This is a genomic window from Hydrogenophaga sp. (genome assembly GCF_011390835.1).
In the GTDB taxonomy this organism is placed as follows: Bacteria; Pseudomonadota; Gammaproteobacteria; order Burkholderiales; family Burkholderiaceae_C; genus Hydrogenophaga.
Genome location: NZ_JAABRQ010000004.1, coordinates 57,044 through 80,365, shown reverse-complemented (window position 1 = coordinate 80,365; position 23,322 = coordinate 57,044). Strand labels below are relative to the sequence as shown.

General features: G+C 65.3%; 19 protein-coding genes and 1 pseudogene. 8 read left to right on the top strand and 12 right to left on the bottom strand.

Going from position 1 to position 23,322, the window contains the following annotated elements:
- Nucleotides 1–80: 80 nt before the first annotated feature.
- The 5 genes from GPT34_RS04295 to GPT34_RS04275 all read right to left on the bottom strand — a co-directional run bounded on the left by GPT34_RS04295 (nucleotide 81) and on the right by GPT34_RS04275 (nucleotide 6,027).
- Entirely contained in the window at nucleotides 81–1,097 is a 1,017-nt protein-coding gene (locus tag GPT34_RS04295) for a metal-dependent hydrolase (RefSeq protein ID WP_291010018.1), read from the bottom strand.
- A gap of 219 nt (nucleotides 1,098–1,316) precedes the next feature.
- Complete coding sequence (locus GPT34_RS04290; RefSeq protein ID WP_291010017.1) at nucleotides 1,317–1,964, bottom strand: protocatechuate 3,4-dioxygenase; 648 nt, start codon at nucleotides 1,962–1,964, stop codon at nucleotides 1,317–1,319.
- Nucleotides 1,965–1,998: 34 nt separating this feature from the next.
- On the bottom strand, nucleotides 1,999–4,671 hold the full coding sequence (locus tag GPT34_RS04285) for a bifunctional acetate--CoA ligase family protein/GNAT family N-acetyltransferase (RefSeq protein ID WP_291010016.1): 2,673 nt from the start codon (nucleotides 4,669–4,671) through the stop codon (nucleotides 1,999–2,001).
- Complete coding sequence (locus GPT34_RS04280; protein WP_291010015.1) at nucleotides 4,668–5,267, bottom strand: DUF502 domain-containing protein; 600 nt, start codon at nucleotides 5,265–5,267, stop codon at nucleotides 4,668–4,670. The genes GPT34_RS04285 and GPT34_RS04280 overlap by 4 nt, the downstream gene beginning before the upstream one ends.
- Before the next feature lie 100 nt (nucleotides 5,268–5,367).
- Nucleotides 5,368–6,027 (bottom strand): hypothetical protein, encoded by a 660-nt coding sequence (locus GPT34_RS04275; protein ID WP_291010014.1) that lies wholly within the window; start codon nucleotides 6,025–6,027, stop codon nucleotides 5,368–5,370.
- A gap of 187 nt (nucleotides 6,028–6,214) precedes the next feature.
- Here GPT34_RS04275 and GPT34_RS04270 point away from each other — a divergent pair, with 187 nt between their 5' ends.
- Nucleotides 6,215–6,559 carry a hypothetical protein gene (locus GPT34_RS04270; protein ID WP_291010013.1) on the top strand — a complete coding sequence of 115 codons (345 nt, stop codon included), beginning with the start codon at nucleotides 6,215–6,217 and terminating at the stop codon, nucleotides 6,557–6,559.
- A gap of 10 nt (nucleotides 6,560–6,569) precedes the next feature.
- On the opposite strand, the gene rsmI is transcribed toward GPT34_RS04270, so the two are convergent.
- Nucleotides 6,570–7,511 carry a 16S rRNA (cytidine(1402)-2'-O)-methyltransferase gene (gene rsmI / locus GPT34_RS04265; RefSeq protein ID WP_291010012.1) on the bottom strand — a complete coding sequence of 314 codons (942 nt, stop codon included), beginning with the start codon at nucleotides 7,509–7,511 and terminating at the stop codon, nucleotides 6,570–6,572.
- A 128-nt stretch (nucleotides 7,512–7,639) separates the two neighbouring features.
- Here rsmI and GPT34_RS04260 point away from each other — a divergent pair.
- The 3 genes and pseudogenes from GPT34_RS04260 to GPT34_RS04250 form a co-directional block, all read left to right on the top strand.
- Nucleotides 7,640–7,861: pseudogene (locus GPT34_RS04260) on the top strand (YraN family protein); the annotation flags it as partial.
- Nucleotides 7,862–7,999: 138 nt separating this feature from the next.
- Nucleotides 8,000–8,620, top strand: coding sequence for an SIS domain-containing protein (locus GPT34_RS04255; RefSeq protein WP_291010097.1), 621 nt, complete (start codon nucleotides 8,000–8,002; stop codon nucleotides 8,618–8,620).
- The gene (locus GPT34_RS04250; protein ID WP_291010011.1) at nucleotides 8,617–9,318 is read left to right on the top strand and encodes a BON domain-containing protein; all 702 of its coding nucleotides are present in this window, start codon (nucleotides 8,617–8,619) and stop codon (nucleotides 9,316–9,318) included. Before GPT34_RS04255 ends, GPT34_RS04250 begins: the two co-directional genes overlap by 4 nt.
- 15 nt (nucleotides 9,319–9,333) lie before the next feature.
- Here GPT34_RS04250 and GPT34_RS04245 read toward each other — a convergent pair whose 3' ends face one another.
- From GPT34_RS04245 to GPT34_RS04235, 3 genes are all read right to left on the bottom strand, one after another.
- The gene (locus GPT34_RS04245; RefSeq protein ID WP_291010010.1) at nucleotides 9,334–10,236 is read right to left on the bottom strand and encodes an NAD(P)-dependent oxidoreductase; all 903 of its coding nucleotides are present in this window, start codon (nucleotides 10,234–10,236) and stop codon (nucleotides 9,334–9,336) included.
- A gap of 180 nt (nucleotides 10,237–10,416) precedes the next feature.
- On the bottom strand, nucleotides 10,417–11,553 hold the full coding sequence (locus GPT34_RS04240; RefSeq protein ID WP_291010008.1) for a PilT/PilU family type 4a pilus ATPase: 1,137 nt from the start codon (nucleotides 11,551–11,553) through the stop codon (nucleotides 10,417–10,419).
- Between the two features lie 141 nt (nucleotides 11,554–11,694).
- Nucleotides 11,695–12,738, bottom strand: a complete 1,044-nt coding sequence (locus GPT34_RS04235; protein ID WP_291010006.1) for a type IV pilus twitching motility protein PilT — start codon at nucleotides 12,736–12,738, stop codon at nucleotides 11,695–11,697.
- 39 nt (nucleotides 12,739–12,777) lie between these two features.
- Between GPT34_RS04235 and GPT34_RS04230 the strand changes: the two genes are divergently transcribed.
- On the top strand, nucleotides 12,778–13,485 hold the full coding sequence (locus tag GPT34_RS04230; protein WP_291010004.1) for a YggS family pyridoxal phosphate-dependent enzyme: 708 nt from the start codon (nucleotides 12,778–12,780) through the stop codon (nucleotides 13,483–13,485).
- A gap of 4 nt (nucleotides 13,486–13,489) precedes the next feature.
- Here the strand turns inward: GPT34_RS04230 and GPT34_RS04225 are convergent, their stop codons facing one another.
- Together GPT34_RS04225 and GPT34_RS04220 are read right to left on the bottom strand one after the other, a co-directional pair.
- Nucleotides 13,490–14,041, bottom strand: coding sequence for a DUF3617 domain-containing protein (locus GPT34_RS04225; protein ID WP_291010002.1), 552 nt, complete (start codon nucleotides 14,039–14,041; stop codon nucleotides 13,490–13,492).
- Nucleotides 14,042–14,144: 103 nt separating this feature from the next.
- Nucleotides 14,145–14,618, bottom strand: a complete 474-nt coding sequence (locus tag GPT34_RS04220; RefSeq protein WP_291010000.1) for an Lrp/AsnC ligand binding domain-containing protein — start codon at nucleotides 14,616–14,618, stop codon at nucleotides 14,145–14,147.
- 101 nt (nucleotides 14,619–14,719) lie between these two features.
- Here GPT34_RS04220 and GPT34_RS04215 point away from each other — a divergent pair, with 101 nt between their 5' ends.
- Nucleotides 14,720–17,689 (top strand): L-glutamate gamma-semialdehyde dehydrogenase, encoded by a 2,970-nt coding sequence (locus GPT34_RS04215; protein WP_291009999.1) that lies wholly within the window; start codon nucleotides 14,720–14,722, stop codon nucleotides 17,687–17,689.
- A 126-nt stretch (nucleotides 17,690–17,815) separates the two neighbouring features.
- Here the strand turns inward: GPT34_RS04215 and GPT34_RS04210 are convergent, their stop codons facing one another.
- Nucleotides 17,816–20,698, bottom strand: coding sequence for a bifunctional diguanylate cyclase/phosphodiesterase (locus GPT34_RS04210; RefSeq protein ID WP_291009997.1), 2,883 nt, complete (start codon nucleotides 20,696–20,698; stop codon nucleotides 17,816–17,818).
- A gap of 362 nt (nucleotides 20,699–21,060) precedes the next feature.
- Between GPT34_RS04210 and GPT34_RS04205 the strand changes: the two genes are divergently transcribed.
- Nucleotides 21,061–21,366, top strand: coding sequence for an RNA-binding protein (locus GPT34_RS04205; RefSeq protein WP_291009995.1), 306 nt, complete (start codon nucleotides 21,061–21,063; stop codon nucleotides 21,364–21,366).
- 85 nt (nucleotides 21,367–21,451) lie between these two features.
- A complete protein-coding gene (locus tag GPT34_RS04200; RefSeq protein ID WP_363356298.1) occupies nucleotides 21,452–23,290 on the top strand; it encodes a carboxyl transferase domain-containing protein in 1,839 nt (612 codons plus the stop codon).
- Nucleotides 23,291–23,322 lie beyond the last annotated feature (32 nt).

Sequence of the window (23,322 nt, the reverse complement as noted above, 5' to 3'; positions counted from 1 at the left end):
CTGTTGCTGCCTGTCCAGATCCCCACCGGGGACGAACGCCACCCTAGCATGGTCCGCAGGACGCAGGCGTCGCGCCGCGATCAGCTCGGCGCTTTTGCTACTGGCACGGGGGCGTCCACCCCCCAGATGCGATCCCAGAGCCAGGGGAGGCCGCGTCCGAGATCGGGGCGCATGGACAGCTGCACCGGTGCCTCGGCACCCACGGCATTGAGCGCACCGACGTCGAACCGGAACACATAGGCCGGCTCCTGACCCATGCGCAGGTCGGTCAGCATCAGCCGGCCGTCAACGGCCTGCAGGCTGAAAAAGCCATGGCTGAAGGCAGCGATGCGCGCCACCGAATCGTCTTCCCCATGCTCGGCGATCAGCTCGGCGCCGCGCGGGTAGGCGGTCCAGCGAACGGTGGGCTGGTTGTCGAGCAATGAGTAGTAGCCCTCGAAGTACTGCTCGGGCGTGGTGGCCACCAGGCGCCAGAGCACTGTGTTGAACGGTGCCGGCGTGACGAGCAGGCTTTGCGCATCGATACCCTCCGAGGCCAACGAAGCACGGGCGATGCGGTCGACGTGTTGCTGGGCCATGACGCTCCAGCCCAGGTAGAGCGTGGTGAGCACCAACGCAGCGGCGTTCCAGCGCAGGCCGCGCCCGTTGTTGAGGCGAATCGCCACGACCACGCCCACGATCAGTGGCAGGGTGTAGGCCGGGTCGATAATGAAAACGCTGCCCACGCCAAACGGGTGGTCGGAGAACGGCATGAGCAGCTGTGTGCCGTAGACCGTCATGGTGTCGAGCAGGGTGTGGGTGATCAGCACCAGCCACAGCGCCAGCCACCACTGTCTGAACAATTCGCGCTCGCCATGGATGCGCGACACGACCCAGGCGAGCAGCGGCGAGGCCAGCGTGAGGTAGAAAAACGAATGGCTCTCCGCGCGGTGGCGCACCATGTTGAGCACAGCGTCTCCGTAGTCCACCACCACATCGAGGTCGGGCAGGGTGCCGGCAATGCCACCCCAGAGCGCGGCCTTCCACACCGCGGTGCGCCGGCTCATCACGGCCACGCCTACGGCAGCACCCAAAGTGATTTGTGTCAATGAATCCATTCGCGGAGCTTAGAGGTTGACGGCCAACCGCCTGTCCTGAGGGGATTTGTCACGAGGTCAAAAGACGCGATGGACGTGCGCGCACGGGCCGTGAAGACACCAGAGGGGCCGCCTACTCGGAGCGCCGCCGATCTGGCTCCACCAGTCGGCCAGTGCCGCCCCCTGTGGGGTGACGCCGAAGGCGGCGCTGGCCGGTACAGTTCGCGCTGCGCGCGGAGCTCAGACCTGCACCACGATGGGGAAGTTCGCGCGCAGGCCTTCGATTCCGTTCACAAATGGCACGGTAATCGCTGCCTGGGCACGCTCATCAAGCCGGCGCCAGAGAAAGTCGCGCGCGTTGCCCGGGTCTCCCGCCACGTAAAGCTGGGTCGTGAGCAAATCGGCGCCGTCCAGTTTCAGCTTCACATGGATGTGCGGTGTGCGCCCGCCGTAGGGCGCGGGGCGCAGGGTGCGAAAGCGGTAGCGGCCGTCGCGGCCGACGGCCACACGGCCAAAACCTTGAAACGCCGGGTCGGCTCGCCCGCCGTCGCCGGGGTGGTGGTAGTGGCCGGCCTGGTCACACTGCCAGATCTCCACCACTGCACCGGCCACCGGTACGCCACGCGTGTCGGTCACTAGGCCTTCGACCCAGGCCGGCTGGCCAGCTCGGTAGTCGACGCGGCCGTTGCGCAGCAGATCGAAGTCGCTGTCGGCCGGCAAGGCGACCGGGTAGAACGGACCTTCGCTCTGGCTGGGCGTGGGGCGCAGTGACCCGCCTTGTGCCAAGGCGGGCGTGAGCCAGGCCGGGGCGGCGGTGGCGGCGAGCAGGCCAGTGCCGCGCAGCAGCAGCGAGCGGCGCAGGACGGAGGGGGCGTTGGTGTGGCGCATGGCGGGCTCCGGTGGGCGGGCGACGCGCCTGGAGTCAGGCGTCGCGTTGGAGGTCGAGCCGGACGAAGCGTGTGCCGCGGTCGTCCGGATCGCCGGGGTTGGCGCTCTCTTGGAAGCCCAGGCTCTGCGCGAGTTCCAGCATGCCCTGGTTTTCTCGCAACACGGTTCCCACCAGGCACTGGGTGCCGCGCGCGCGCAAGTGTTCGATCATCTTGCTCATCAGCCGGTGGCCCAGGCCGCTGCCTTTGAGGTCGGAGCGCACGATGACGCCAAACTCGGCGGTGTGGTTGTCCGGGTCGACCGCCGCGCGCACGGTACCCAGGGTTTCTTCACCGTCGTCTGGCAGGGGCCGGGTGGCAATGAAAGCCATTTCGCGCGCGTAGTCGATCTGCGTCAGGCGCGCGAGCTCGCTGTGTTCGATGCTGCGCCGGCTGTAGAACACGCGCAAGCGGATGTCTTCGGGATCGAGCTGCTCCAGAAAACGGCGATGCTGGGCCTCGTCTTCCGGGCGGATCGGGCGCAGCGTGATCGCCTCGCCCTGCCAGGCCCAGCTCTCCACCAGCGACTGAGGGTAGGGCTGGATGGCAAAGTGGGCAGCGCCAGCCGGCCTCTGGGCCGAGACACGCACCCGCGCATCGAGCGCCACCGCGCCCTCGTGGTTGACCAGCAGCGGGTTGATGTCGAGCTCGGCCAGCTCGGGCAGGTCGACCAGCAGCTGCGACACGCTCACCAGCACCTGCGCGATGGCGTCGAGGTCGGCCGCGGGTTCGTCGCGGTAGCCGTGCAGCAGTTTGGCGACCCGGGTGCGCCCGATCTGCGCCAGCGCCAGTGGCAAGTTGAGCGGCGGCAGGGCGAGCGCGCGGTCGGCCAGCACCTCGACCGCGGTGCCGCCCTGGCCAAACAGGATCACCGGTCCGAACACCCGGTCCACGCTGGCGCCGATGATGAGTTCGTGGGCATGCTTGAGCTTGACCATGCGCTGCACGGTGAAGCCTTGCACATCGGCGTCGGGCCGCAGCTCGCGCACCCGCGCCAGCATGGCGGTGCAAGCTTCGCCGAGCTCGGCGCCGCTGGCAATGTTCAGCCGAACCCCGCCCACATCGGACTTGTGGCTGATGGTGTGCGACAGGATCTTGAGCGCCACCGGGTAGCCCAGCTCGGCGGCCGCTGCCTGGGCTGCCGCAGGGTCGGGATCGACTACGCGGGTGGCCACCACCGGCAGGCCGGCGGCGTCCAGCAGATCTTTGGCCTCGGGCTCGGTCAGCAGATCACGCCCGCTGGCCAATACACCGTCGACGATGGCGCGGATGCGCGGCAGGTCCATGGCGCGCGTCGCGCTGCGCGCCGGTGGCGTCTGCAGCAGCTCTTCCTGGTGCTGGCGGTAGGTGCGCAGGAAGGAGAACGCGCGCACCGCATCTTCCGGCGTGTCGAAATCGGGCACGCCGGCATTGCGGAAGATCTGGCGCGCTTCCTTGACCGCGCCGTCGCCCAGCCAGCAGCCCAGCACTCGCCGCGGCGCTTTCGTCGCCTGGGGCAGCAGGGTTTGCGCGATCTCGGTGCTGGGCACGATGGCGGTGGGCGCCTGGATGAAGAGCACCGCACTGCTCTGCTCAGCCGACAGCGCTTGCAGCGCATCCACATAGCGCTGGCCGGGTGCGTCGCCAATGATGTCGACCGGGTTGGCGTGGGACCAGTTGGGCGGCAGCACCGCATTGAGGCGCGCCAGTATCTCGTCGCTGAGCGGCGTCAGTGGAACATTCTCGGCGGCAGCGGCGTCTGCCGCCATCACGCCGGCGCCACCGCCGTTGGTGAGCACGATCAGGCCGCCCGATGGACCATCGCGAAAGCGCGCCAGGGTCTCGGCCGCGAGGAACAGGTCTTGCAGCGAGTTCACGCGCAGCATGCCGGCGCGAGCGATGGCGGCATCGAACACCGCATCAGACCCAGCCAATGCGCCGGTGTGCGACGCCGCAGCGGCCTGCCCAGCCGCCGAGCGCCCGGCCTTGACTACGATTACCGGCTTGTTGCGCGCCGCCGCGCGCGCGGCCGACATGAACTTCGGGCTTTCTTCCACGCTTTCGATGTAGAGCAGGATAGCGCGCGTCTTGGCGTCGCTGCCGAGGAAATCGAGCATGTCACCAAAGTCGATGTCGGCGTGTTCGCCGAGCGAGACGAAATGCGAAAAGCCGATGCCGCGCGAGCCGGCCCAGTCGAGCATGGCAGTGACCAGCGCGCCCGATTGCGACACGAAGGCCAGCTCGCCCGGGATGGCGCCGATGTGGGAGAAGCTGGCGTTGAGTCCGAGATGTGGCGCCAGCATGCCGATGCAGTTGGGCCCCAGGATGCGCAGGGTGTTGACCCGCGCGGCGTCGAGCATGGCCTGCTTCTGCGCCTTGTCCAGCCCGGCGGTGACGACGATGGCCGCGCGCGTGCCCCGCGCGCCGAGATCGGCGATCAGCGGTGCCACGGTGGGCGCGGGCGTGCAGATCACGGCAAGATCGGGCGCCTCGGGCAGCGTGGCCACGTCGGCATAGGCCTTCACGCCGCCCAGCTCGGGATGTTTGGGGTTGACCGCATATAGCCGGCCGCCAAACACGCCGTTCAGGTTGCGCCAGACAGTGCCACCCACGCTCGCTGGCCGCAGCGATGCACCGAACACCGCTACCGATTCAGGGGCAAACAGGGCGTCAAGGTTGCGAATGCTCATGATCGGGATTCCACTTTGCTGGACGCCATGAAGGCGATCAGGGCCGAGCGCATGGCTTCTTCCACCGACATGTTGATCGGCGAGGTCCAGCTGCGCGGGACAAATACGGTGTAGCCGCCGATCATGTAGCCCATGGGCAGGTAAACGGCGACGCGGTCATCCAGGTCACCCAGGCCCTTGGGCAGGCCCCGCAGCGACTGGCGCGTGACCAGACCCACGATGGCTAGCTCGTGCCCGGGCATGCTGAGCAGAACCACCTGCTGCGCGTCTTTTTCGTGCGGCGAGAAGTAGTCGGCGAAGTTCTTGAGCGAGGAGTAGATGCTTTTGACCACCGGCAGGTTGGTGAATGGCAGCTCCACCCAGGAAAGAAGCCGCGCGGTGATGGGCAGCGAGATCAGGATGCCCAGGGCCAGGATCAGCGCGGCGCCCAGGGCGATGCCCAGGCCGGGCAGGTAGAAGTCGCCTAGGATGGGCCGGATCATGCCCATCGCGGTGCGCTCGACCCAGGCGACAAAGAGGAACAGCACGTAGACCGTGAGGGCCAGCGGCAGAAAGGTGATCAGGCCGCGGAAGAAGTATTGGGACAGGCGTTTCATGGCGGTGCAGCAACATGCCAAGGCGGCATCTTTTCAGCATAGCAGCCGACCGCGAGGTTGCCATGACGCCGCGCAAGAGATCTGTCCCTGGGTGCCGAGCCTAAGGAGGCCCGCGCTTCAGATCCACTGTGGCGCGCATGCGCCCAGCAAATACCAGGTCGAGGTCGGCACCGGTAGCGCTGGAGGCAATGCGTACCCCGGGCTGATTGCCCGGTAGGGTGGTCTTGAGCTCCAGAAGGCCCTCAGGCCAGCGGAAGGCCAGGTGGGCCTGCATCGGCAGGTAGCCGTCGAGGTAGCGGCGCATGAGCGGGCCGGCGTGCAGCCGCCAGGTGCCTTCGTCCACGCGGTCCAGGGCGCGCGAGCTCAGGTTGATGCAGACGCTGCCGCCACGTCTCACGTTGGCCAGCTCCACCAGGTGGCCTTGCACCTCGGAACGGCCCACACCTTCGGTCGAGACCACGGTGATGTCGCGCACCCGCTCGGGGTTGAAGGCGATCACGATTTTCTGGTTCGGATCGAGCGCGCGGTGGCATGTGCTGAGCTGCACCACGCCGGTCTGCAGGCTGGCTTCGCTGATCTGCACGCGTGACTCGTACCAGTAGGCGCCGGGGTCAGGGCGCACCGCCAGGAAACGCAACTCACCCTCAAGCGCCACATCGGCCAAGTCCAGCGCGTGCGCGCTCAGCGGAGCGCTGAGGAGCAGGCTGGTGAGCAGCCACGCGACCAGCTGCGTACGGGTTCGAGGGTTGGGATGCATCATGGGTCTCTCCTGCCGGGATTGCAAATGTGCACAATGGCCTCAAATGCCCCATAGGGCATCGTCGCTGAGCGACCTGTCATTGTGTCGCGCTTGGCCCGAAAGGGCTGGGCCGATGGGCTAAATAACCTGTGATTCCGCTTTCCTGGAACTCCCCGCCTTGACGGGCGCTCTCTCAACCATGCAGACCTTGACCGACCTCCTGGGCCGCCTGATCGCCGGCGCGATCAAGCTGGTGCTTGTGCTCGCGGCCACCGTGTTCGTGGTCAGCTTTCTGCTGGCCGCATTGGTGGTGGTGGTGCTGGTGTCGCTGTGGTCGCTGATTACCGGCCGCAAGCCCGCGCCGGTGGTGATGTTCACCCGCATGCGCGAGCAATCTCAGCGCTACACGCAGGGCGTGTGGCCAGGCACCGCGCGCGGTGAACCGCCGGGTGAGGTGGTGGATGTGCAGGCCACCGAGCTCAAGGACCGTCCGGACGGCGCAGTCGACGATGTGGTCGACGTCACCGCGACCCCTAGCCGTCCGCGCCATTGAGTCGCCCGACCTAGCAGTCCTCAGCTGGAGGTTCGCTGCCCGCGTCCTGTTCGTGGCGCAGCGCCAGTGCGGCGTCGTAAAGCGCGTTGCGGGCTTCGCCGGTGATGTCCGCGCACAGGCGCACCGCGCGCTTGAGCGGGAGCTCCGCCAGCAACAAGGATAGTGTGCGCAGCACGCTCGCGGAAAGCGTGTCGTCGCCAGCGGCCACTGCCTGGGGATGCAGCAGCAGCACAAACTCGCCACGCAGGCGGTGGCTGCCAGCCTTCAGCCAGGCGCCGAGCCCGTCTGCCGGCAGCTCGGCCACTTCTTCATACTGCTTGGTGAGCTCCCGACCCACCGTGATACGCCGCCCGCCCAGTGAGGCTAGGGCCTGCGCCAAGGCCTCCATGCGGTGCGGCGCTTCCAACAACAGGCAAGCCCTCGCGTCATCGGCCATGGCCTGCACTTCACGCTGGCGTTCTGTGGTCTTGGGCGACAGAAAGCCGGCGAATACAAAGCGCCCCGAAGCGCCGCCCAAGCCGGCCACGCTGAGCAGTGCAGTCAGGCTGCTTGCCCCGGGAATGGGCAGGCAACGCAAGCCCAACGCCTGGACCGCCGAGACCAGCCGAGCCCCAGGGTCGCTCACGCCTGGTGTGCCGGCATCGCTCACATACGCCACCCGCTGCCCGGCCCGCAGGCGCTGCACCACGGTTTGCGCTGCCTCGGCTTCGTTGTGCTCGTGCAGCGCGAGCAGCGGTTTGTGCAGGCCGTAGCCTTGTAGCAGGCCAGCGGTATGTCGGGTGTCTTCGCAGGCCACGGTGTCTGCCAGCGACAGCACCTGCAGCGCCCGCAGGGTGACGTCGGCCAGATTGCCGATTGGCGTGGCGACCATGTAGAGCGCACCCTGCGGATAATGCTGGTGCCCTGCGGCGTCTTGCGCGGCGGTCAACAGGGAGGGGGAGCTTGCAGACAATGGGATCCGGCCAGAAAGGTGGGTTTTTTCGCCCGCCGCCAGCAGCGCCCGCCCGCTCTGCCAAGAGCACCAAGCAGCGCGGCGATGCCGCCGAGGACGCGGCACTTGCGTTTCTGTAGCGACAAGGGCTGCGCCTGCTGGAGTGCAACTTCAGCACGCCTGGGTGTGCCGGTGGCGAAATCCATTCAATTATGCGCGAGGCCGACGGCACGCTGGTGTTTGTCGAGCTTCGCCAGCGCGCAGGCTCGGCGCAAGTCGGTGCCGCCGGTAGCGTCACCGCAATCAAGCAGCGCCGCATCCTGCTTGCGGCGCGGCACTTTTTGCAACGGCTGGGATCAGAGCAACCATGCCGTTTTGATGTGGGGTTGATCCAGGGTGGCGCTGCAGAGCCGCTCAACCACACGGGGGGCCTGCCCATTGAATGGCTGCGCGTAGGTTTCGACGCGCCAGCAACTTTTTTACACCTGGCCCAGGACTATGATCACGCCATGCTTGTGCAACGTATTCAGCAGCAATTCATCGACAGCGCCGACCTGAAGTACCAGTGCGCGCAAGCGCTGGCCCCGACGGTAGAGGCCGCGGTGACCGCGGTACTGGCCAGCGTGACCGGGGGTGGCAAGGTGTTGGCCTGCGGCAATGGGGCGTCGGCCGCTGGAGCACAACACTTTGCGGCGAGCTTCATGGGACGCTACGAACGCGAGCGCCCCGAGCTGGCGGCGATTTCGCTCTGTGCTGACGCCTCAGTCATCACCGGCATTGCCACCGACTTCGAAACTCGCGCCGTTTTTTCCCGCCAGGTGCGGGCCCTCGGTCAGGCCGGTGATGTGTTGCTGGTGTTGTCGACCACCGGCAACTCCGCCAACGTGGTCGCGGCGGTGGAAGCGGCCCATGATCGCGACATGGTGGTGCTGGCAATGACCGGCGCCAAAGGCGGCCAGTTGGCGCAGCGATTGCGCGACACCGACGTGCACGTGTGTGTGCCGCACGACCAAGCCGCCCGGATTCTGGAAGTGCACCATCTGGTGTTGCACTGCATTTGTGACGGTGTCGACGCTCAGTTGCTGGGTTTGCCCGACGCCTTGGAAAACGAACAGGAGAACATTACATGACGAAACCTTTTGCTCCCGCGTGGTCACGCTGGGCCGCCCTCTCCCTGGGTGCTGCCGTGCTCGGCGGGGCGCTCACCGCCTGCGCGCCCCTGGTCATCGGCGGTGCCCTGACCGGCGCGATGGTAGCGGTCGATCGCCGCACTTCTGGCATTCAGCTGGAAGACCAGGGTATTGAGTTGCGCGCGGCCAATCGCTTGCGAGATACCGTTGGCGACCGGGTCAACGTTTCGGTCACCAGCTATAACCGCCAGGTGCTGCTGACCGGCGAAGTGGGCAACGAGCGCGACAAGGCGCTGGTGGAGCAGACCGTGGCGGGCGTGGAGAACGTGCGCAGCATCGTGAATGAGCTCGCAGTGCTGGGCTCGCCCTCACTGACCCAGCGCTCGGCCGACACGATCATCACAGGCCGGGTCAAGGCTTCCATGCTGGACGCCAACGATGTCACTGGCACAGCCTTCAAGGTGATCACCAACCGCGGTACCGTGTACCTGATGGGCCGCGTGACCCAGCGGGAAGCCGACCGCGCGACCGAAATTTCCCGCAACACCTCGGGCGTTCAGCGCGTGGTACGGGTGCTGGAGATCATTTCAGAAGAGGAATTGGCGCGCTTGCAGCCGCAGCCTGGGACGGCCGCGCCGGCTGCGGCGCCTGCTGCCCCCGTGACAAGCCCACAGGCGCCAGCGGCGCCCACGCAATGATGGGTGGTCGGCGCCTCAGCGCAGGCGCTTGATCAGGCTGGAGGTGTCGAGGCGGTTGCCGCCCATGGCCTGCACGTCGGCGTAGAACTGATCGACCAGCGCGGTCACTGGTAGGCGGGCACCGTTGCGCTTGGCCTCGTCCAGCACCAGCCCCAGGTCCTTGCGCATCCAGTCCACGGCAAAGCCGAAGTTGAACTGGTCGGCCACCATGGTCTTGCCGCGGTTGTCGAGCTGCCAGCTTTGCGCCGCACCCTTGCCGATTACGTCCAGCACCTGGTTCACGTCCAGCCCCGCCTTCTGACCAAATGCGACCGCTTCCGACAAACCCTGGATAAGGCCGGCGATGCAGATCTGGTTGACCATCTTGGTCAATTGGCCCGCGCCGCTGGGGCCCATGAGCGTGAAGGCGCGCGAAAACGCCAGTGCCACGGGCCGCACGGCCTCGAATGCCGTCAGCTCACCGCCACACATCACCGTTAGTGAACCGTTTTGCGCGCCCGCCTGACCGCCTGACACAGGGGCGTCGACGAAACGCAGGCCCAGCGCTTTGGCCGCCTCGGCAAGCTCGCGCGCGACATCAGCCGACGCGGTGGTGTGATCGATCAGCACCGCCCCAGGCGCCATGCCCGCAAACGCGCCGTCTGCGCCCAGCGTCACCGCACGCAGGTCATCGTCGTTGCCGACGCAGACGAAGACCACGTCTGCGCCCTTGGCTGCTTGTCGGGGTGTGGGTTGGGCGGCACCGCCAAACTCATCTATCCAGGCTTGCGCCTTGGCTGCATTGCGGTTGTAGACCGTGACGGCATGCCCGGCGCGCGCCAGGTGTCCCGCCATGGGGGCGCCCATCACGCCCAGCCCGATGAAGGCGACACGTTGGGATTTGATGGGCTCGTAGCTTCGTTCAGCGATGGTGTTCATGCAACGGATTTTCCACCAGAACGCCGACAAGCATGAATGCCTTTGAACAAATTGCGCTGCATGGAGGCAAAGTGGGCAGCGCCGCGAGCGTGCCTGAAGCCCAGAATGCCGGGGAACCGGCTTCGCTGGACCAAAGGCATTGCCCCTCGAGGGGCGCGCGCGCAGCGCGGCGGGTGTGGGTCAAACGATCGTGAGGTGCTCGGTGCCCGCGGCCAGATCCTGCGTCTTGGCGCGCTGGCTGTTGAGCTTGATCTGCAGGCGCAGGTCATTGAGCGAGTCGGCATTGCGCAGGGCATCCTCAATCGAAATGATGTGCTCTTCGAAGGCATTGAAAAGTGCCTGGTCGAAGGTCTGCATGCCGATGTTGGTGCTCTTCTTCATGATCTCCTTGATCTCGGCGACGTCGCCCTTGAAGATCAGGTCGGAAATCAGCGGCGAGTTGAGCATGATCTCCACCGCCGCGAAGCGCCCTTTGTTGTCCTGTTTGGGGATCAAGCGCTGCGAGACGAGCGCGCGCAGGTTGAGCGAAAGGTCCATCAGCAGCTGGGCCCTACGTTCCTCTGGGAAGAAGTTGATGATGCGGTCCAGCGCCTGGTTGGCGCTGTTGGCGTGCAGCGTGGCCAGACAGAGGTGGCCAGTTTCGGAGAACTGGATAGCGTGCTCCATGGTTTCGCGGTCTCGGATCTCGCCCATCAGGATCACGTCGGGCGCCTGCCGCAGCGTATTTTTCAGGGCGGCCGCCCAGCTGTCGGTATCCAGGCCCACTTCGCGCTGCGTGATCACGCAATTCTTGTGCGGGTGCACAAACTCCACCGGGTCTTCGATGGTGATGATGTGGCCAAAGGTGTGCTCATTGCGCCAGTCGACCATGGCCGCCAGCGAGGTGGACTTGCCCGAGCCGGTGGCGCCGACCAGGATGCATAGGCCTCGCTTGGACAGCACCACGTCCTTGAGCACCTGGGGCAGCCCCAGCTTGTCAATCGTGGGCAAGACGGCGGGGATGGTCCGTAGCACCATGCCGACCTTGCCTTGCTGGATGAAAGCGCTGACGCGGAAGCGGCCGATGTTGGGCGGCGAGATCGCGAAGTTGCACTCTTTGGTGCGCTCAAACTCGGCGGCCTGCTTGTCGCTCATGATGGAGCGCGCGAGCGACAAAGTGTGGATGCCGTTGAGGGGCTGCGGCGATACCTTGGTCACCTTGCCGTCGACCTTGATGGCGGGCGGGAAATCGGCGGTCAGGAACAGGTCACTGCCCGAGCGGCTGATCATCAGCTTGAGCAGATCGTTGATGAACTTGGATGCCTGGTCGCGTTCCATGAAATCTCACTTTCTCAAATCAGTCGAATCACCCAGCAGCTTCCCAGCTCAGAACAACGCAGCCGGCCTTGCCGGGTTGCAGGTGTTGCCCCCTGGGGGGTGACAGGCCGCGAGGCAGACCTGGCGCGGGGCTGGGCACATCTAGCCCGGGAAGTTCTCAGGGATCTTGGCCTTGCTGCGCGCCTCGGCCGGGCTGATCACATTGCGCTTGACCAGCTCACTCAGGTTCTGGTCCAGCGTCTGCATGCCCACGCTGTTGCCGGTCTGGATGGCGGAATACATCTGCGCCACCTTGGCCTCGCGGATCAGGTTTCGGATCGCGCTGGTGCCGAGCATGATCTCGTGCGCCGCCACGCGACCGCTGCCGTCCTTGTTCTTGCACAGCGTCTGCGAAATGACGGCCACCAGCGATTCCGACAACATGGCGCGAACCATGTCTTTTTCTTCGGCCGGAAAGACGTCAATGATCCGGTCTATGGTCTTGGCGGCGCTGGATGTGTGCAACGTGCCGAACACAAGGTGACCGGTTTCGGCCGCCGTCATTGCCAGGCGGATGGTTTCCAGATCGCGCATCTCGCCGACCAGAATCGCGTCTGGGTCTTCGCGCAACGCCGAGCGCAGGGCGTTGGCAAAACTCAGCGTGTGCGGACCTACCTCGCGCTGGTTGACTAGGCATTTCTTGGACTCGTGCACGAACTCCACCGGGTCTTCCACGGTGAGGATGTGTCCGTATTCGGTTTCGTTGAGGTGGTTGACCATGCCGGCCAGCGTGGTCGACTTGCCCGAACCGGTCGGGCCAGTCACCAGCACCAGGCCGCGCGGACGCAGCGCGAGGTCACCGAAGATCTTGGGTGCGTTGAGCTGCTCCAGCGTGAGGATCTTGCTGGGAATGGTGCGGAACACCGCGCCGGCGCCGCGGTTGTGGTTGAACGCGTTGACGCGAAAGCGCGACAGGCCTTCGATCTCGAATGAGAAGTCGCATTCGAGGAACTCTTCGTATTGCTTGCGTTGGCTGTCGTTCATGATGTCGTACACCATGCCGTGGACCTGCTTGTGGTCCAACGGTTCGACGTTGATGCGCCTCACGTCGCCATGCACCCGTATCATCGGTGGAAGCCCCGCGGAGAGGTGCAGATCCGAGGCCTTGTTTTTGGCGCTGAAGGCCAGCAATTGGGTGATGTCCATCCCGGGTCCCGTGGGCTGTTGTTGGTATGACGACCGATTATGACGACCATTGAAGCCAATCTCCAAACCGTTCACCAGCGGATTGACCACGCCTGTAAGCTCGCTGGCCGCGATGTGACGCAGGTCACGCTGCTGGCCGTTTCCAAAACCTTTGGCCCTGAGTCGGTTTGGGCCGCTGTGTCCGCGGGACAGCGTGTGTTCGGCGAGAACTACGTGCAGGAGGCCGTGGAGAAGATCCTGGCGTTGCGCGAGCTCGCACCGGATGCGGCTTTGAGCTGGCATTGCATTGGCCCTCTGCAGAGCAACAAGACCCGGCTGGTGGCCGAGCATTTCGACTGGGTGCAATCGGTGGACCGGCTCAAGATTGCTCAGCGGCTGAGCGAGCAGCGGCCTGAGAGCCTGGGTCCGTTGCAGGTGTGTCTGCAGGTCAATGTAGACGGTGGGGCCAACAAATCGGGTGTGGCGCCCGCTGAATTGCCCGCGCTGGCCGCAGCGGTGGCGCAACTGCCCCGGCTGCGTTTGCGTGGCTTGATGTGCATTCCCGAGCCGGCAGAAGGCCTGCCGGCACAGCGCGTGGCCTTCGACCGGGCGCGGGACTTATACGATGCGCTCAATCGGTCTGGCCTGGCGGTGGACACCCTGTCCATGGGCATGAGCGATGACCTGGATGCGGCCATCGCTTCGGGCTCGACCTTGGTACGAGTGGGCCGGGCGATTTTCGGCAGCCGTCCACCGGCGCCCAGCTGAAGCCTTACTTTTTCGACGGTAACGGCAATGGCTTGACCTGGCCACAGTCGGTGCCGAGCCAGCGGCCCGAGCCTGCGATGGTCGTGCTCATCGGCTTGCCATCCTGTTGCGACTTGACGAGCATGGTCATGTCATACGCCGTGTCGCCTCGGAAGGTGTAGGTGCCCTCGCCGGTAGACGGCGGGTTGGTGCACACAAAGCTCATCTTCAGGGTGTTGGCAGAGCGGGACGTCACCTGGGTGGTGCAGTCGCCCTCAGTCTGAGTGGGCAAGGCCTGGCGCGCAGCCATTTCGGGGGTTATGCAGACCTTCACCACCATGGCGCCCCCCGAGCCGGGGCCCATGCTCACCCCCTGGCGCGCCATCATGTCTTCCATCATCTTGCGCTGCGCGGGAGACATGGCTGCCATTTGCTGCTGCATCTGCGCCATGGCCTGGTCTACCTGCGGGTTGCCCCCCATCTTGCTCTGTATTTCCCAGAGTCCGGGTTTGGCCGATTGCGCCTGAGCGCCGGTGGCCACCAGCAACATCGCCACACAGGCAGAAGGCAAGGTCATTCGCATGGTTTCGTCTCCCAATGGGTCATCACCACATTGTGCGTGCGGGCCGCTGCGTTGCCTATCCCTCGCCACGGGGACGCCGCGTGTCAGGCCTTGCCGCTCACAGCGGCAAGCGCGTGCTGCACTTCACTTCGTCAATGACGGCGTAGGTGCGGGTCTCGCGCACGCCGGGCAGCTGCCACAGCACGCTGCCAGCGAATTCCCGGTAGGCAACCATGTCGGCCATGCGGGTCTTGAGCAGGTAGTCAAAGCCGCCCGCCACCATGTGACATTCCAGGATTTCGTCGCGCACCTGCACCGCTGCCTTGAACTCCTCGAACATGTTGGTCGTGGTGCGGTCCAGGTAGACCTCCACGAACACAGTCATGCCGCGCCCGAGCTTGAGCGGGTTGAGCCGCGCTTCGTAGCCCAAGATGTAGCCCTCTCTCTGCAGCCGCTGGGTGCGCGCCAACACCGCCGTAGGCGAAAGGCCCACGGTGTCGGCGAGCTTGAGGTTGGACAGCCGACCATCCAGCTGCAAGGCCTGCAGAATGCGCACGTCGATCCGGTCGATCTCATGGGTGGAGTGGGTCATGGGTAGTGAATTATGTGGTCAATGCTCCAAACTTAGCGAAAAATTCTGGATCTGGCACCGCATCATGCCGCATCTGCATTTTTGCTGCCTCGGAGTTCACCATGTTGCTGCGCCAGACTGATCGCCTGCCCCATCCTTACCGCCCGGAGCCGGGCATGGTCCAGCAACGACTGGCCGCCCTGGAAGGTAAGCTGGACTGGGCGGCGGCGGCCCAGCTGGCCATGCCCTGGGTGCGCGCGGTTCGCGAAAACCCGCCGCCGTTCTGGGCCATGGAAAGCCTGCTCAAGGAGTACCCGATCTCCAGCGCCGAGGGCCTGGCCCTGATGCGTCTGGCCGAAGCCCTTCTGCGCGTGCCTGACGCCGAAACAGCCATCGCGTTGACCGCCGACCAGCTGGGGCGTGCCGACTTTGAAGGCGCTGCCGACTCGGCGTTGGCGCGCCTTTCGTCCTCGGCGATTGCCATGTCCAAGAAGTTTTTGCCGGAGTCCAGCGGCCAGTCGGGACTGATGACCAAGCTCGGCGCACGCACGGTGGTGGCGGCGACGCTGCGCGCGGTGCAGTTGCTGGGCCGGCAGTTTGTGCTGGGCCAGACGATTGAAGAGGGCATGAAAGAGGCGACGTCGGCGCGCAAGCGGCAGAACCAGCTGAGCTTCAGCTTCGACATGCTGGGCGAAGGCGCTCGCACCGATGCCGACGCGCGCCGCTACCTGGCGAGCTACCAGAACGCCATCGCCGCCATCGCGCGCACAGCCGATCCCGAGCGCTTACCGATGCAGAACGACGGCATTTCCATCAAGCTCAGCGCCTTGCACCCGCGGTACGAAGACCTGCAATACGGTCGCGTGATGGAGGAGCTGGTGCCGCGGGTCTGGAGCCTATGCGCGGCCGCCGCGGCGGCCAACCTCAACCTTACGATCGACGCCGAAGAAGTGGACCGGCTGGAGCTCTCGCTCGACGTGTTCGAGGAAATCGCCCAGCTGGTGGCCCAGCATTGCCCGAAATGGACTGGCCTGGGGCTGGCTTTGCAGTCTTACCAGACCCGCGCGGTGGAGCTGATCGAGCACGTGGCCGAGCTGGCGCGTCGCCACCAGTTGCGCTTCATGTGCCGTCTGGTCAAGGGCGCCTACTGGGATGCCGAGATCAAGCGCGCGCAGGAGCTGGGCCTGGAGGGTTATCCGGTGTTCACGCACAAGCATCACACCGATGTGAGTTACCTCGCCTGCGCTCAGGCGCTGCTCGCAGCGCCCGACGCCATCTTTCCGCAATTCGCCACGCACAACGCGGGCACGATTGCCGCCATTCTGCAAATGGCGGGAAAGACGGCCGCACCGTTTGAATTGCAGCGTCTGCATGGCATGGGCGAAGGCATCTTCCGCGAAGTGCTCAAGAACCCGGCGGTGAGCTGCCGCGTGTATGCCCCGGTGGGCGCGCACCGCGATCTGCTCGCCTATCTGGTGCGGCGTTTGCTGGAGAACGGCGCGAACTCTTCGTTTGTGAACCAGCTGGCCGACGAATCGGTGGGCATGGACGAGCTGCTGATATCGCCGCTGCGGCTGGAACCGCGGCAGGTCCTGCCGATGCCGGCTCAACTGTTAGGCGCCACGCGGCCCAACAGCACCGGCCTGGACCTGGCCGTGGTGGCACACCGCGCGCCGCTGATTGCTGCGCTGGCCATCGCGGGCGTGCCGACTGTGCCTGAGGCCAGCGCTGAGGCGGTACAAGCGGCCTGCGCAAGGTCGAAAAAGGCATTTGATGCCTGGAACCACCAGGCGGTGGATAAGCGAGCCGCCATGCTGAACCAGGCGGCCGACGCCTTGCAGGCGCAATTACCGAATTTCTGTGCGCTGCTGGTGAAGGAAGCGCACAAGACCTGGGGCGATGCGGTGTCCGAGGTTCGCGAGGCGATCGACTTTCTGCGCTACTACGCACTCGAAGCGCAGCGCATCCAGACCCCCACCGAGCTGCCAGGACCCACTGGCGAGACCAACACGTTGAGGCTCGAAGGGCGCGGCGCCTGGGTCTGCATCAGCCCTTGGAACTTTCCGCTCGCGATTTTTATGGGCCAGGTCGCCGCGGCGCTGGCCACCGGCAACACCGTGTTGGCCAAGCCGGCCGAGCAGACGCCGGGAGTGGCTTGGGCGGCGGTGCAACTCCTGCACAAATGCGGTGTGCCAGCCGACGCGCTGCAGTTGCTGCACGGTGCGGGTGAAACCGTGGGCGCGACCCTGGTAGCCCAACCAGGCATTGCCGGCGTGGTGTTCACCGGCTCGACCCAGGTGGCCAAGATCATCCAGCGCGCGCTGGCGGCCAAAGACGGCGCCATCGTGCCGCTGATTGCCGAAACCGGCGGCATCAACGCCATGCTGGTCGACAGCACCGCCTTGCCCGAACAGGTGGCCGACGCGGTGATGCAGAGCGCCTTTCGCAGCGCGGGCCAGCGCTGTTCGGCCTTGCGCCTGCTGTGTGTGCACGAAGGCATCGCCGATGGCGTGATCGAGATGATCGAAGGTGCGGCGCGCGAGCTCCAGGCGGGCCCAACCGTTGATTTCGCGACCGACCTGGGGCCGGTGATCGATGCGGAGGCGTTCGAAGGCATCGGACAGCATGTGAAGCGCCTATACCGCGAGGCGAAGGGGCTTTTGCCACCGGTCCAATCCGGCGCCATGCCCAACCTGATCCCGCCGCAGATGTTCGAGGTGGCTTCGATTGCGGGCGTGAAGCAGGAGATCTTTGGCCCGGTGCTGCAGGTCGTGCGCTGGGGTGGCGACCCGATGGCGGTGATGCGGCAGATCAACGCTCTCGGGTATGGCCTCACGCTGGGCATTCAGACCCGCATCGACAGCCGCGCCCGACAGCTGGCCGCGGCGGCGCGCGTGGGCAACGTCTACGTGAATCGCAACATGATCGGCGCCGTGGTCGGCGTGCAGCCGTTTGGCGGTGAGGGCTTGTCCGGCACCGGCCCTAAGGCCGGCGGCCCGCACTATCTGACACGTTTCTGTTCCGAGCAGACCGTCAGCATCAACACCACCGCGGCCGGCGGCAACGTCGCCCTGTTCACGTCATTGGGTTGATGCTGGCCAGCGCCTTGCGAAACGCAGCCCGGCGCGCGTGACCGAAGCCCAGAATACCGCGGAACCGGTTTTGCCGGGCCGCAGGTGTTGCCCCTTGAGGGGCGGAGCGAAGCGACGGGGGCGGGCCTAGACCAACACCATCATGCCTGACGAAGGGTTGCGAAGGTGCGCATCCAGCGTCTTGATCGGCAGCGGCGGTGCAAACAGGTAGCCCTGGAACTGGTCACAACCCTGGTAGGCCAGGAAGTCTCGCTGCTCCAGGGTTTCCACGCCCTCGGCCACCACCTGCAGGCTCAGGCTCTGCGCCAGCGCAATGATGGCGCGCGAAATCGCTGCGTCGTTGGGATCGGTGAGCACATCGGCCACGAACCCTTTGTCGATTTTGAGTTGGTCCAAGGGCAGGCGTTTGAGCACAGACAGCGATGAATAGCCGACCCCGAAGTCGTCCAGCGACAGGGTCACGCCGAGTGCCTTGAGCATGCCCATCTTCTCGATCGTCACTTCCATGCGATCGGCCAGCAGGCTTTCGGTGAGTTCGAGCTTGAGCCGTTGCGGTGATATGCCGGCGTGACGAATCGCACCAATCACCATGTCGACAAAATCAGGGTGCCGGAACTGGTGCACGCTCACGTTCACCGCCACGCTCAAGCCCGCGGTCTGGGGCCAGTCGGCCCACGCCGCGAGCTGGGCGCACGCGGTCTCCAGCACCCACTGACCCAGCTGCAGGATCATGCCGGAGTCCTCAGCCACGGGTATGAAGTCGCCTGGCAGGACCAGTCCCTGCGTGGGATGCTGCCAGCGCACCAGCGCCTCGACGCCGGTGATCACGCCCTGGCGGTCCACTTGGGGCTGGTAGTAGACGACGAACTGCTCTTCCCTCAAGGCCACCCGCAGGTCGGCACTGATGGCGGCATTGGCACCCATGCGTGACTGCAGCACCGGATCGAAAAAGCACACGTTGTTGCGGCCCAGCGATTTGGCCTGGTACATGGCCAGATCGGCCTGTTTGAGCAACTCACCCACATCGTCCCGCTGGCCGATGAAGGCGGTCACGCCGATGCTGGGCGTGGCGTAGTGCTGGTGACCGGCAATCTGGAACGGCTCGCGCAGCATGGAAAGCACTTTGTCGGCCAGGGTCTGCGCCTTTCGGGCCGCCGCTTCGACGTCGGTGCTCAGGTCGTCGACCATCACCACGAACTCGTCACCCCCCAGGCGCGCCACGGTGTCGGTCTTGCGCACGCTCTGGTTCAGGCGGATGGCCACCAGCTTGAGCAATTGGTCACCCACGTGGTGGCCCAGTGTGTCGTTGATGATCTTGAAGTTGTCCAGGTCGATGAACATCAGTGCGCCGTGCTGGCCTGATCGAGCGCTCTGGAACAGCGCTTTTTGCAGCCGCTCCATCAGCAGCTGGCGGTTGGGCAGGTCGGTCAGCGGGTCGTAGAGCGCGAGGTGCCGGATCATGTCTTCGGCGGTCTTGCGCTGGGTAATGTCGCGGCCCACCGCCACCCAGTGTGTCACGGCCTGGGCGTCTGCTTGCACCGTCACAACTTCCAGCTCGACCCAGAACGAGGTCTGATTCTTTCGCGTTACCTGGAGCTCGGTTCGCGCCTTGCGGGTCTGCTGCAGTGCCGAGGCCATTTCGCGAAGCTTGGCGATGGCCGGGTCCAGCCCGAGCAACAGCCTCGGCGTCTGCCCCATGACTTCATCGCGCGTATAGCCGGTTTGCTCTTCGAAGGCGTTGTTGGCGAAGACGATGCGTGCCTCATGTTCGGTGGCAGCACCAGTCTCGACAATGACCACGATGTCGTTGAGCTGTGCGACGCTGGTCTCCAGCAGCATGAGCTGCTCCTGCGATCGGCGCCGCTCGGTCACGTCGCGAAAGTAGACCGCGAGGCCCTCTGCAAACGGGTAGGCCCGGACCTCCAGCCACTTGCCCAACTGCGGAAAATACTCTTCTAACTCCACCCGTCGGTTGATGGTCAGGGCGCGCGTGAACTGCTCACGCAACCGCTCTGCCTGTGGTCCGGCAAAGTCCTGCCAGACCGCCTGGCCCAGCAGATCGGCGGTGGATTTCTGCAGCAGCCGCTCGCTTTCCTGGTTCAGGTAGGTGAAGCAGCACTGTCGGTCCAGTGTCACAAAGGCTTCGGTGATGCTGGCGAGGGTGGTGGTCAGGCGCATTGCCAGGCGCAGCGTTTCTTCCTGCGCCTGCTTCTGGGCCGAGATGTCCTGCACCGCACCCTGAATGCGCATGACCTGGCCCCTTGTATCGAGCACCGCCTCGCCCACGGTGCGCACCCATTTGAATCCCAGCGAGGGCAGCACGGCCTGGATCTCTTCGTCAAAGCCTTCGCCCAACGCAGCGCAGCGCTCCAGCCGCTGACGGATACCGCTGCGCCACTCGGGCGCGTAGCGAGAAACCATGACGTCCAGGTCGCAAACGGTGTCCAGTTCGCGCAGGCCCAGGATGTTGGCGCACTCGACCGAATAGTGCATGTGGTTTGTGGCCACATCGATGGACCAACTGCCCACGCCTGCAGTGCGCTCGGTAAGGGCCAGGCGGCTTTCGGACTCGGCGACAGAGGATCCTGGAAGGAGGTGCCCCGGCGCTGACGCCGTCGGCAGACGGGCGACCCTGTGCAGGAGGACTCGTTGTTCGGCGATTACATCGGCCAAGATGCGAAGCAGGGGGTTGGCAGTGGCGGACGGGCTGGCGAGTTGGGAGGCGATCCAGACCAAGGCCGCTGGGTGTGCAGCTTGCGCCTCAGGCAGACCCATGGTCTGCACCGTGCCGGTGCGCTCGGGCAGGGCGGGCCACTCGGGCCCCAAAGCGTCAAGCTCCTTCACCGCTCCGGGTGTCGGCGGCCCCGACTGCGCCCAGTGCTGCTCCAGGGCCAGGGCCATCGCCTTGGCCTCTTCGTCCGACAGGCCGCTCCAGCCCAAGGGCTTCCAGCCGGCGCCGTACCGCTCTAGCACCAGGGCGGCGGGGGACGCGGTCAGCTGGGCGGCCAAGGCCACTGTCCGGCCAAGGGGATTGGTGTCTTGACCTGGCGCTGAAATTGCACCGACCAAGGCCATCTGGGCAGGCGATAGGTCGTCGGGTGACGGGCGCATGGTTGGGGTGCTTCCAGTCAAAATGTCACAGCAGCATAACCAGTGGTCTCCATGATCGGGTCCGTGGGTGCGTTTCAGGTGTGACATTCGCCTCATCTGAGGGATGCAAGGCGCCTAGCTGGATGCAATTTGTAACAAATATGTGTTTTTGTGTTGCATCTGCCCTACCATTGTAAAAACGATCAGAGAATCATTTTCCACCACCAAGCCAAGCCGGGTTAGACCGATATATGGCCACACCCATTGGGAGCAGCAAAGAAGTGAGCGCATTGGCAGAATTGAGGCGACACGGCGATGTCGCCAGCCTAAAGTCTGCGTTGCACCAGTTGTGCAGCGAGTTCGGCTGTATCACGCGGCTGGACATTCTCACGGCCATGCACGAAGGTACCAAACAGGCGATCTGCTTTTTGCGCATGGAGCGCCCGGAACAGGAACAGCAGCTGATGAAGACGCTGGGTGTGGGCCGTTTCGGCGGTGAGGTGGTCTTTGTGCTCAATCTCAATGCACCGGTGACCACCGAAGACGCTGGTCCTTCGTCGCAATGGGCCGACTCCGATCTCTACTGACAGCTTGAGGCGAGCGGTCCGGCTGCTGTCGCTTGCTTGACCGCAGCGCCATGCGGCGTTACTCCAGAATGGAGCCATGAAATCCTTGGTTTCGCCCATGCAGGCGCAGGTCTTGCAGTGGTTGGTTGCGCCCGGCGAGTGGGTGAGAGAAGGTACGCCCCTGCTGCTGCTGGAAGCCATGAAGATGGAACATGAACTGCCAGCGCCATGCGATGGCCTTTTGCTCACGCGTCTGGCTGAGGCCGGTGCGCTGGTGCGGGCGGGTGAGCCACTGGGCGACATGGACGATGCCGCCAGCCAGCTGCCCGATGCGCCCAACCCCTCAGCCAAGGGAGCGGAAGTACCCGCGGCAGGTGAAGTCCGTGTTGATCTGGAGCGCGTGCGAGCGCGTCACACCCACACGCTGGATGAGGCCAGACCTGAGGCGGTCGCCAAACGACATGCCCGTGGCCAGCGCATGGCTCGCGAGAACATCGCCGACCTGTGTGACGAAGGCAGTTTCAATGAGTACGGCGCGCTCGCGGTGGCGGCGCAGCGCGGCCGGCGCAGCGATCAAGACCTGATCGCGAACACCCCGGCCGACGGCCTGGTCGCTGGCATCGGCTCGGTCAACCGTGGCTGGTTTCCGGTGGCGCCCGGGGAGCAGGATCGGTCCCGAACCGTCGTCATGGCTTACGACGCCACGGTGCTCGCGGGCACCCAGGGTGCGCGCAACCACGCCAAAACCGACCGACTGCTGGGCATTGCGCTGGCTCAGAGGCTGCCAGTGGTGCTGTTCGCTGAAGGCGGTGGCGGCCGACCGGGTGACACCGACATGCCGGTGGTTGCCGGTCTGCACATCGACACCTTCGCCGCCTACGCGCGCCTGTCGGGGCGGGTTCCACTGGTGGGCATTGTGAGCGGTCGTTGTTTTGCCGGGAACGCCGCCCTGCTAGGTTGCAGCGATGTGGTGATCGCAACCCGCAACAGTCAGATCGGCATGGGCGGCCCCGCCATGGTGGAGGGCGGCGGTCTTGGTATCTTCCAGCCAGAAGACATCGGCCCCAGCGACAGCCAGCATGCCAGCGGCGTCATCGACGTGTTGGTGGATGATGAAGCGCAAGCGGTCGCGTTCGCACGGCGCTACCTGGCGATGTTCCAGGGCGCGTTGCGCGACTGGATCGCGCCCGATGCGTTGGCCTTGCGCGAAGTGGTGCCGGAAAACAGGGTGAGAGCCTACGACAGCCTGCATGCGGTGCGCGGTCTGGTGGACAAAGACAGTTTGCTGCTGCTGCGCCCCGGATTTGGTGCCGGCGTGCACACCGCGCTGGCACGCATCGAGGGCCGCCCGGTTGGCCTCCTGGCCAACAATCCGTTGCACCTAGGGGGTGCGATCGATGCCGACGCGGCCGACAAGGCGGCGCGCTTCATGCAACTGTGTGACGCGCATGGCCTGCCGCTGGTGAGCCTGGTGGACACGCCGGGCTTCATGGTCGGTCCCGACATCGAGGCGAAAGCCCAGGTGCGCCATGCAAGCCGGCTGTTTGTGGTGGCGGCGCACTTGCGCGTGCCGGTGTTTGCCGTGGTGCTGCGCAAGGGCTACGGCTTGGGCGCCATGGGCATGACCGCGGGTGGCTTTCACGCGCCCATGTTCACGGTGGCCTGGCCCACCGCCGAGTTTGGAGCCATGGGGCTGGAAGGCGCGGTGCGCCTGGGCTTTCGCAAGGAGCTGTCGGCCCTGCCCGAAGGTGCAGAGCGCGATGCGCTGTTTCAGCGGCTGGTCGCCGAGCAATACGCCCGCGGTGCGGCCATCCCGATGGCAGAGGGGCTGGAGATTGATGCGGTGATCGACCCAGCAGACACGCGCCAGTGGCTGGCCCGGGGGCTGGCGTCGGCCAGTCATTCCAGCGGTGTTTGCGGGGACCGCTTCATCGATCCCTGGTGAGTGGGAAGGGCCGACGGCGTGATGGCGGTTAG

Coding starts and splice junctions, on each gene's coding strand:
- GPT34_RS04215 (WP_291009999.1), top strand. CDS start 14,720: ATGTTGCTGCGCCAGACTGATCGCCTGCCCCATCCTTACCGCCCGGAG.
- GPT34_RS04245 (WP_291010010.1), bottom strand. CDS start 10,236: ATGAACACCATCGCTGAACGAAGCTACGAGCCCATCAAATCCCAACGT.
- GPT34_RS04255 (WP_291010097.1), top strand. CDS start 8,000: ATGCTTGTGCAACGTATTCAGCAGCAATTCATCGACAGCGCCGACCTG.
- GPT34_RS04250 (WP_291010011.1), top strand. CDS start 8,617: ATGACGAAACCTTTTGCTCCCGCGTGGTCACGCTGGGCCGCCCTCTCC.
- GPT34_RS04295 (WP_291010018.1), bottom strand. CDS start 1,097: ATGGATTCATTGACACAAATCACTTTGGGTGCTGCCGTAGGCGTGGCC.
- GPT34_RS04240 (WP_291010008.1), bottom strand. CDS start 11,553: ATGGAACGCGACCAGGCATCCAAGTTCATCAACGATCTGCTCAAGCTG.
- GPT34_RS04230 (WP_291010004.1), top strand. CDS start 12,778: ATGACGACCATTGAAGCCAATCTCCAAACCGTTCACCAGCGGATTGAC.
- GPT34_RS04220 (WP_291010000.1), bottom strand. CDS start 14,618: ATGACCCACTCCACCCATGAGATCGACCGGATCGACGTGCGCATTCTG.
- GPT34_RS04290 (WP_291010017.1), bottom strand. CDS start 1,964: ATGCGCCACACCAACGCCCCCTCCGTCCTGCGCCGCTCGCTGCTGCTG.
- GPT34_RS04225 (WP_291010002.1), bottom strand. CDS start 14,041: ATGACCTTGCCTTCTGCCTGTGTGGCGATGTTGCTGGTGGCCACCGGC.
- GPT34_RS04285 (WP_291010016.1), bottom strand. CDS start 4,671: ATGAGCATTCGCAACCTTGACGCCCTGTTTGCCCCTGAATCGGTAGCG.
- GPT34_RS04235 (WP_291010006.1), bottom strand. CDS start 12,738: ATGGACATCACCCAATTGCTGGCCTTCAGCGCCAAAAACAAGGCCTCG.
- GPT34_RS04280 (WP_291010015.1), bottom strand. CDS start 5,267: ATGAAACGCCTGTCCCAATACTTCTTCCGCGGCCTGATCACCTTTCTG.
- GPT34_RS04275 (WP_291010014.1), bottom strand. CDS start 6,027: ATGATGCATCCCAACCCTCGAACCCGTACGCAGCTGGTCGCGTGGCTG.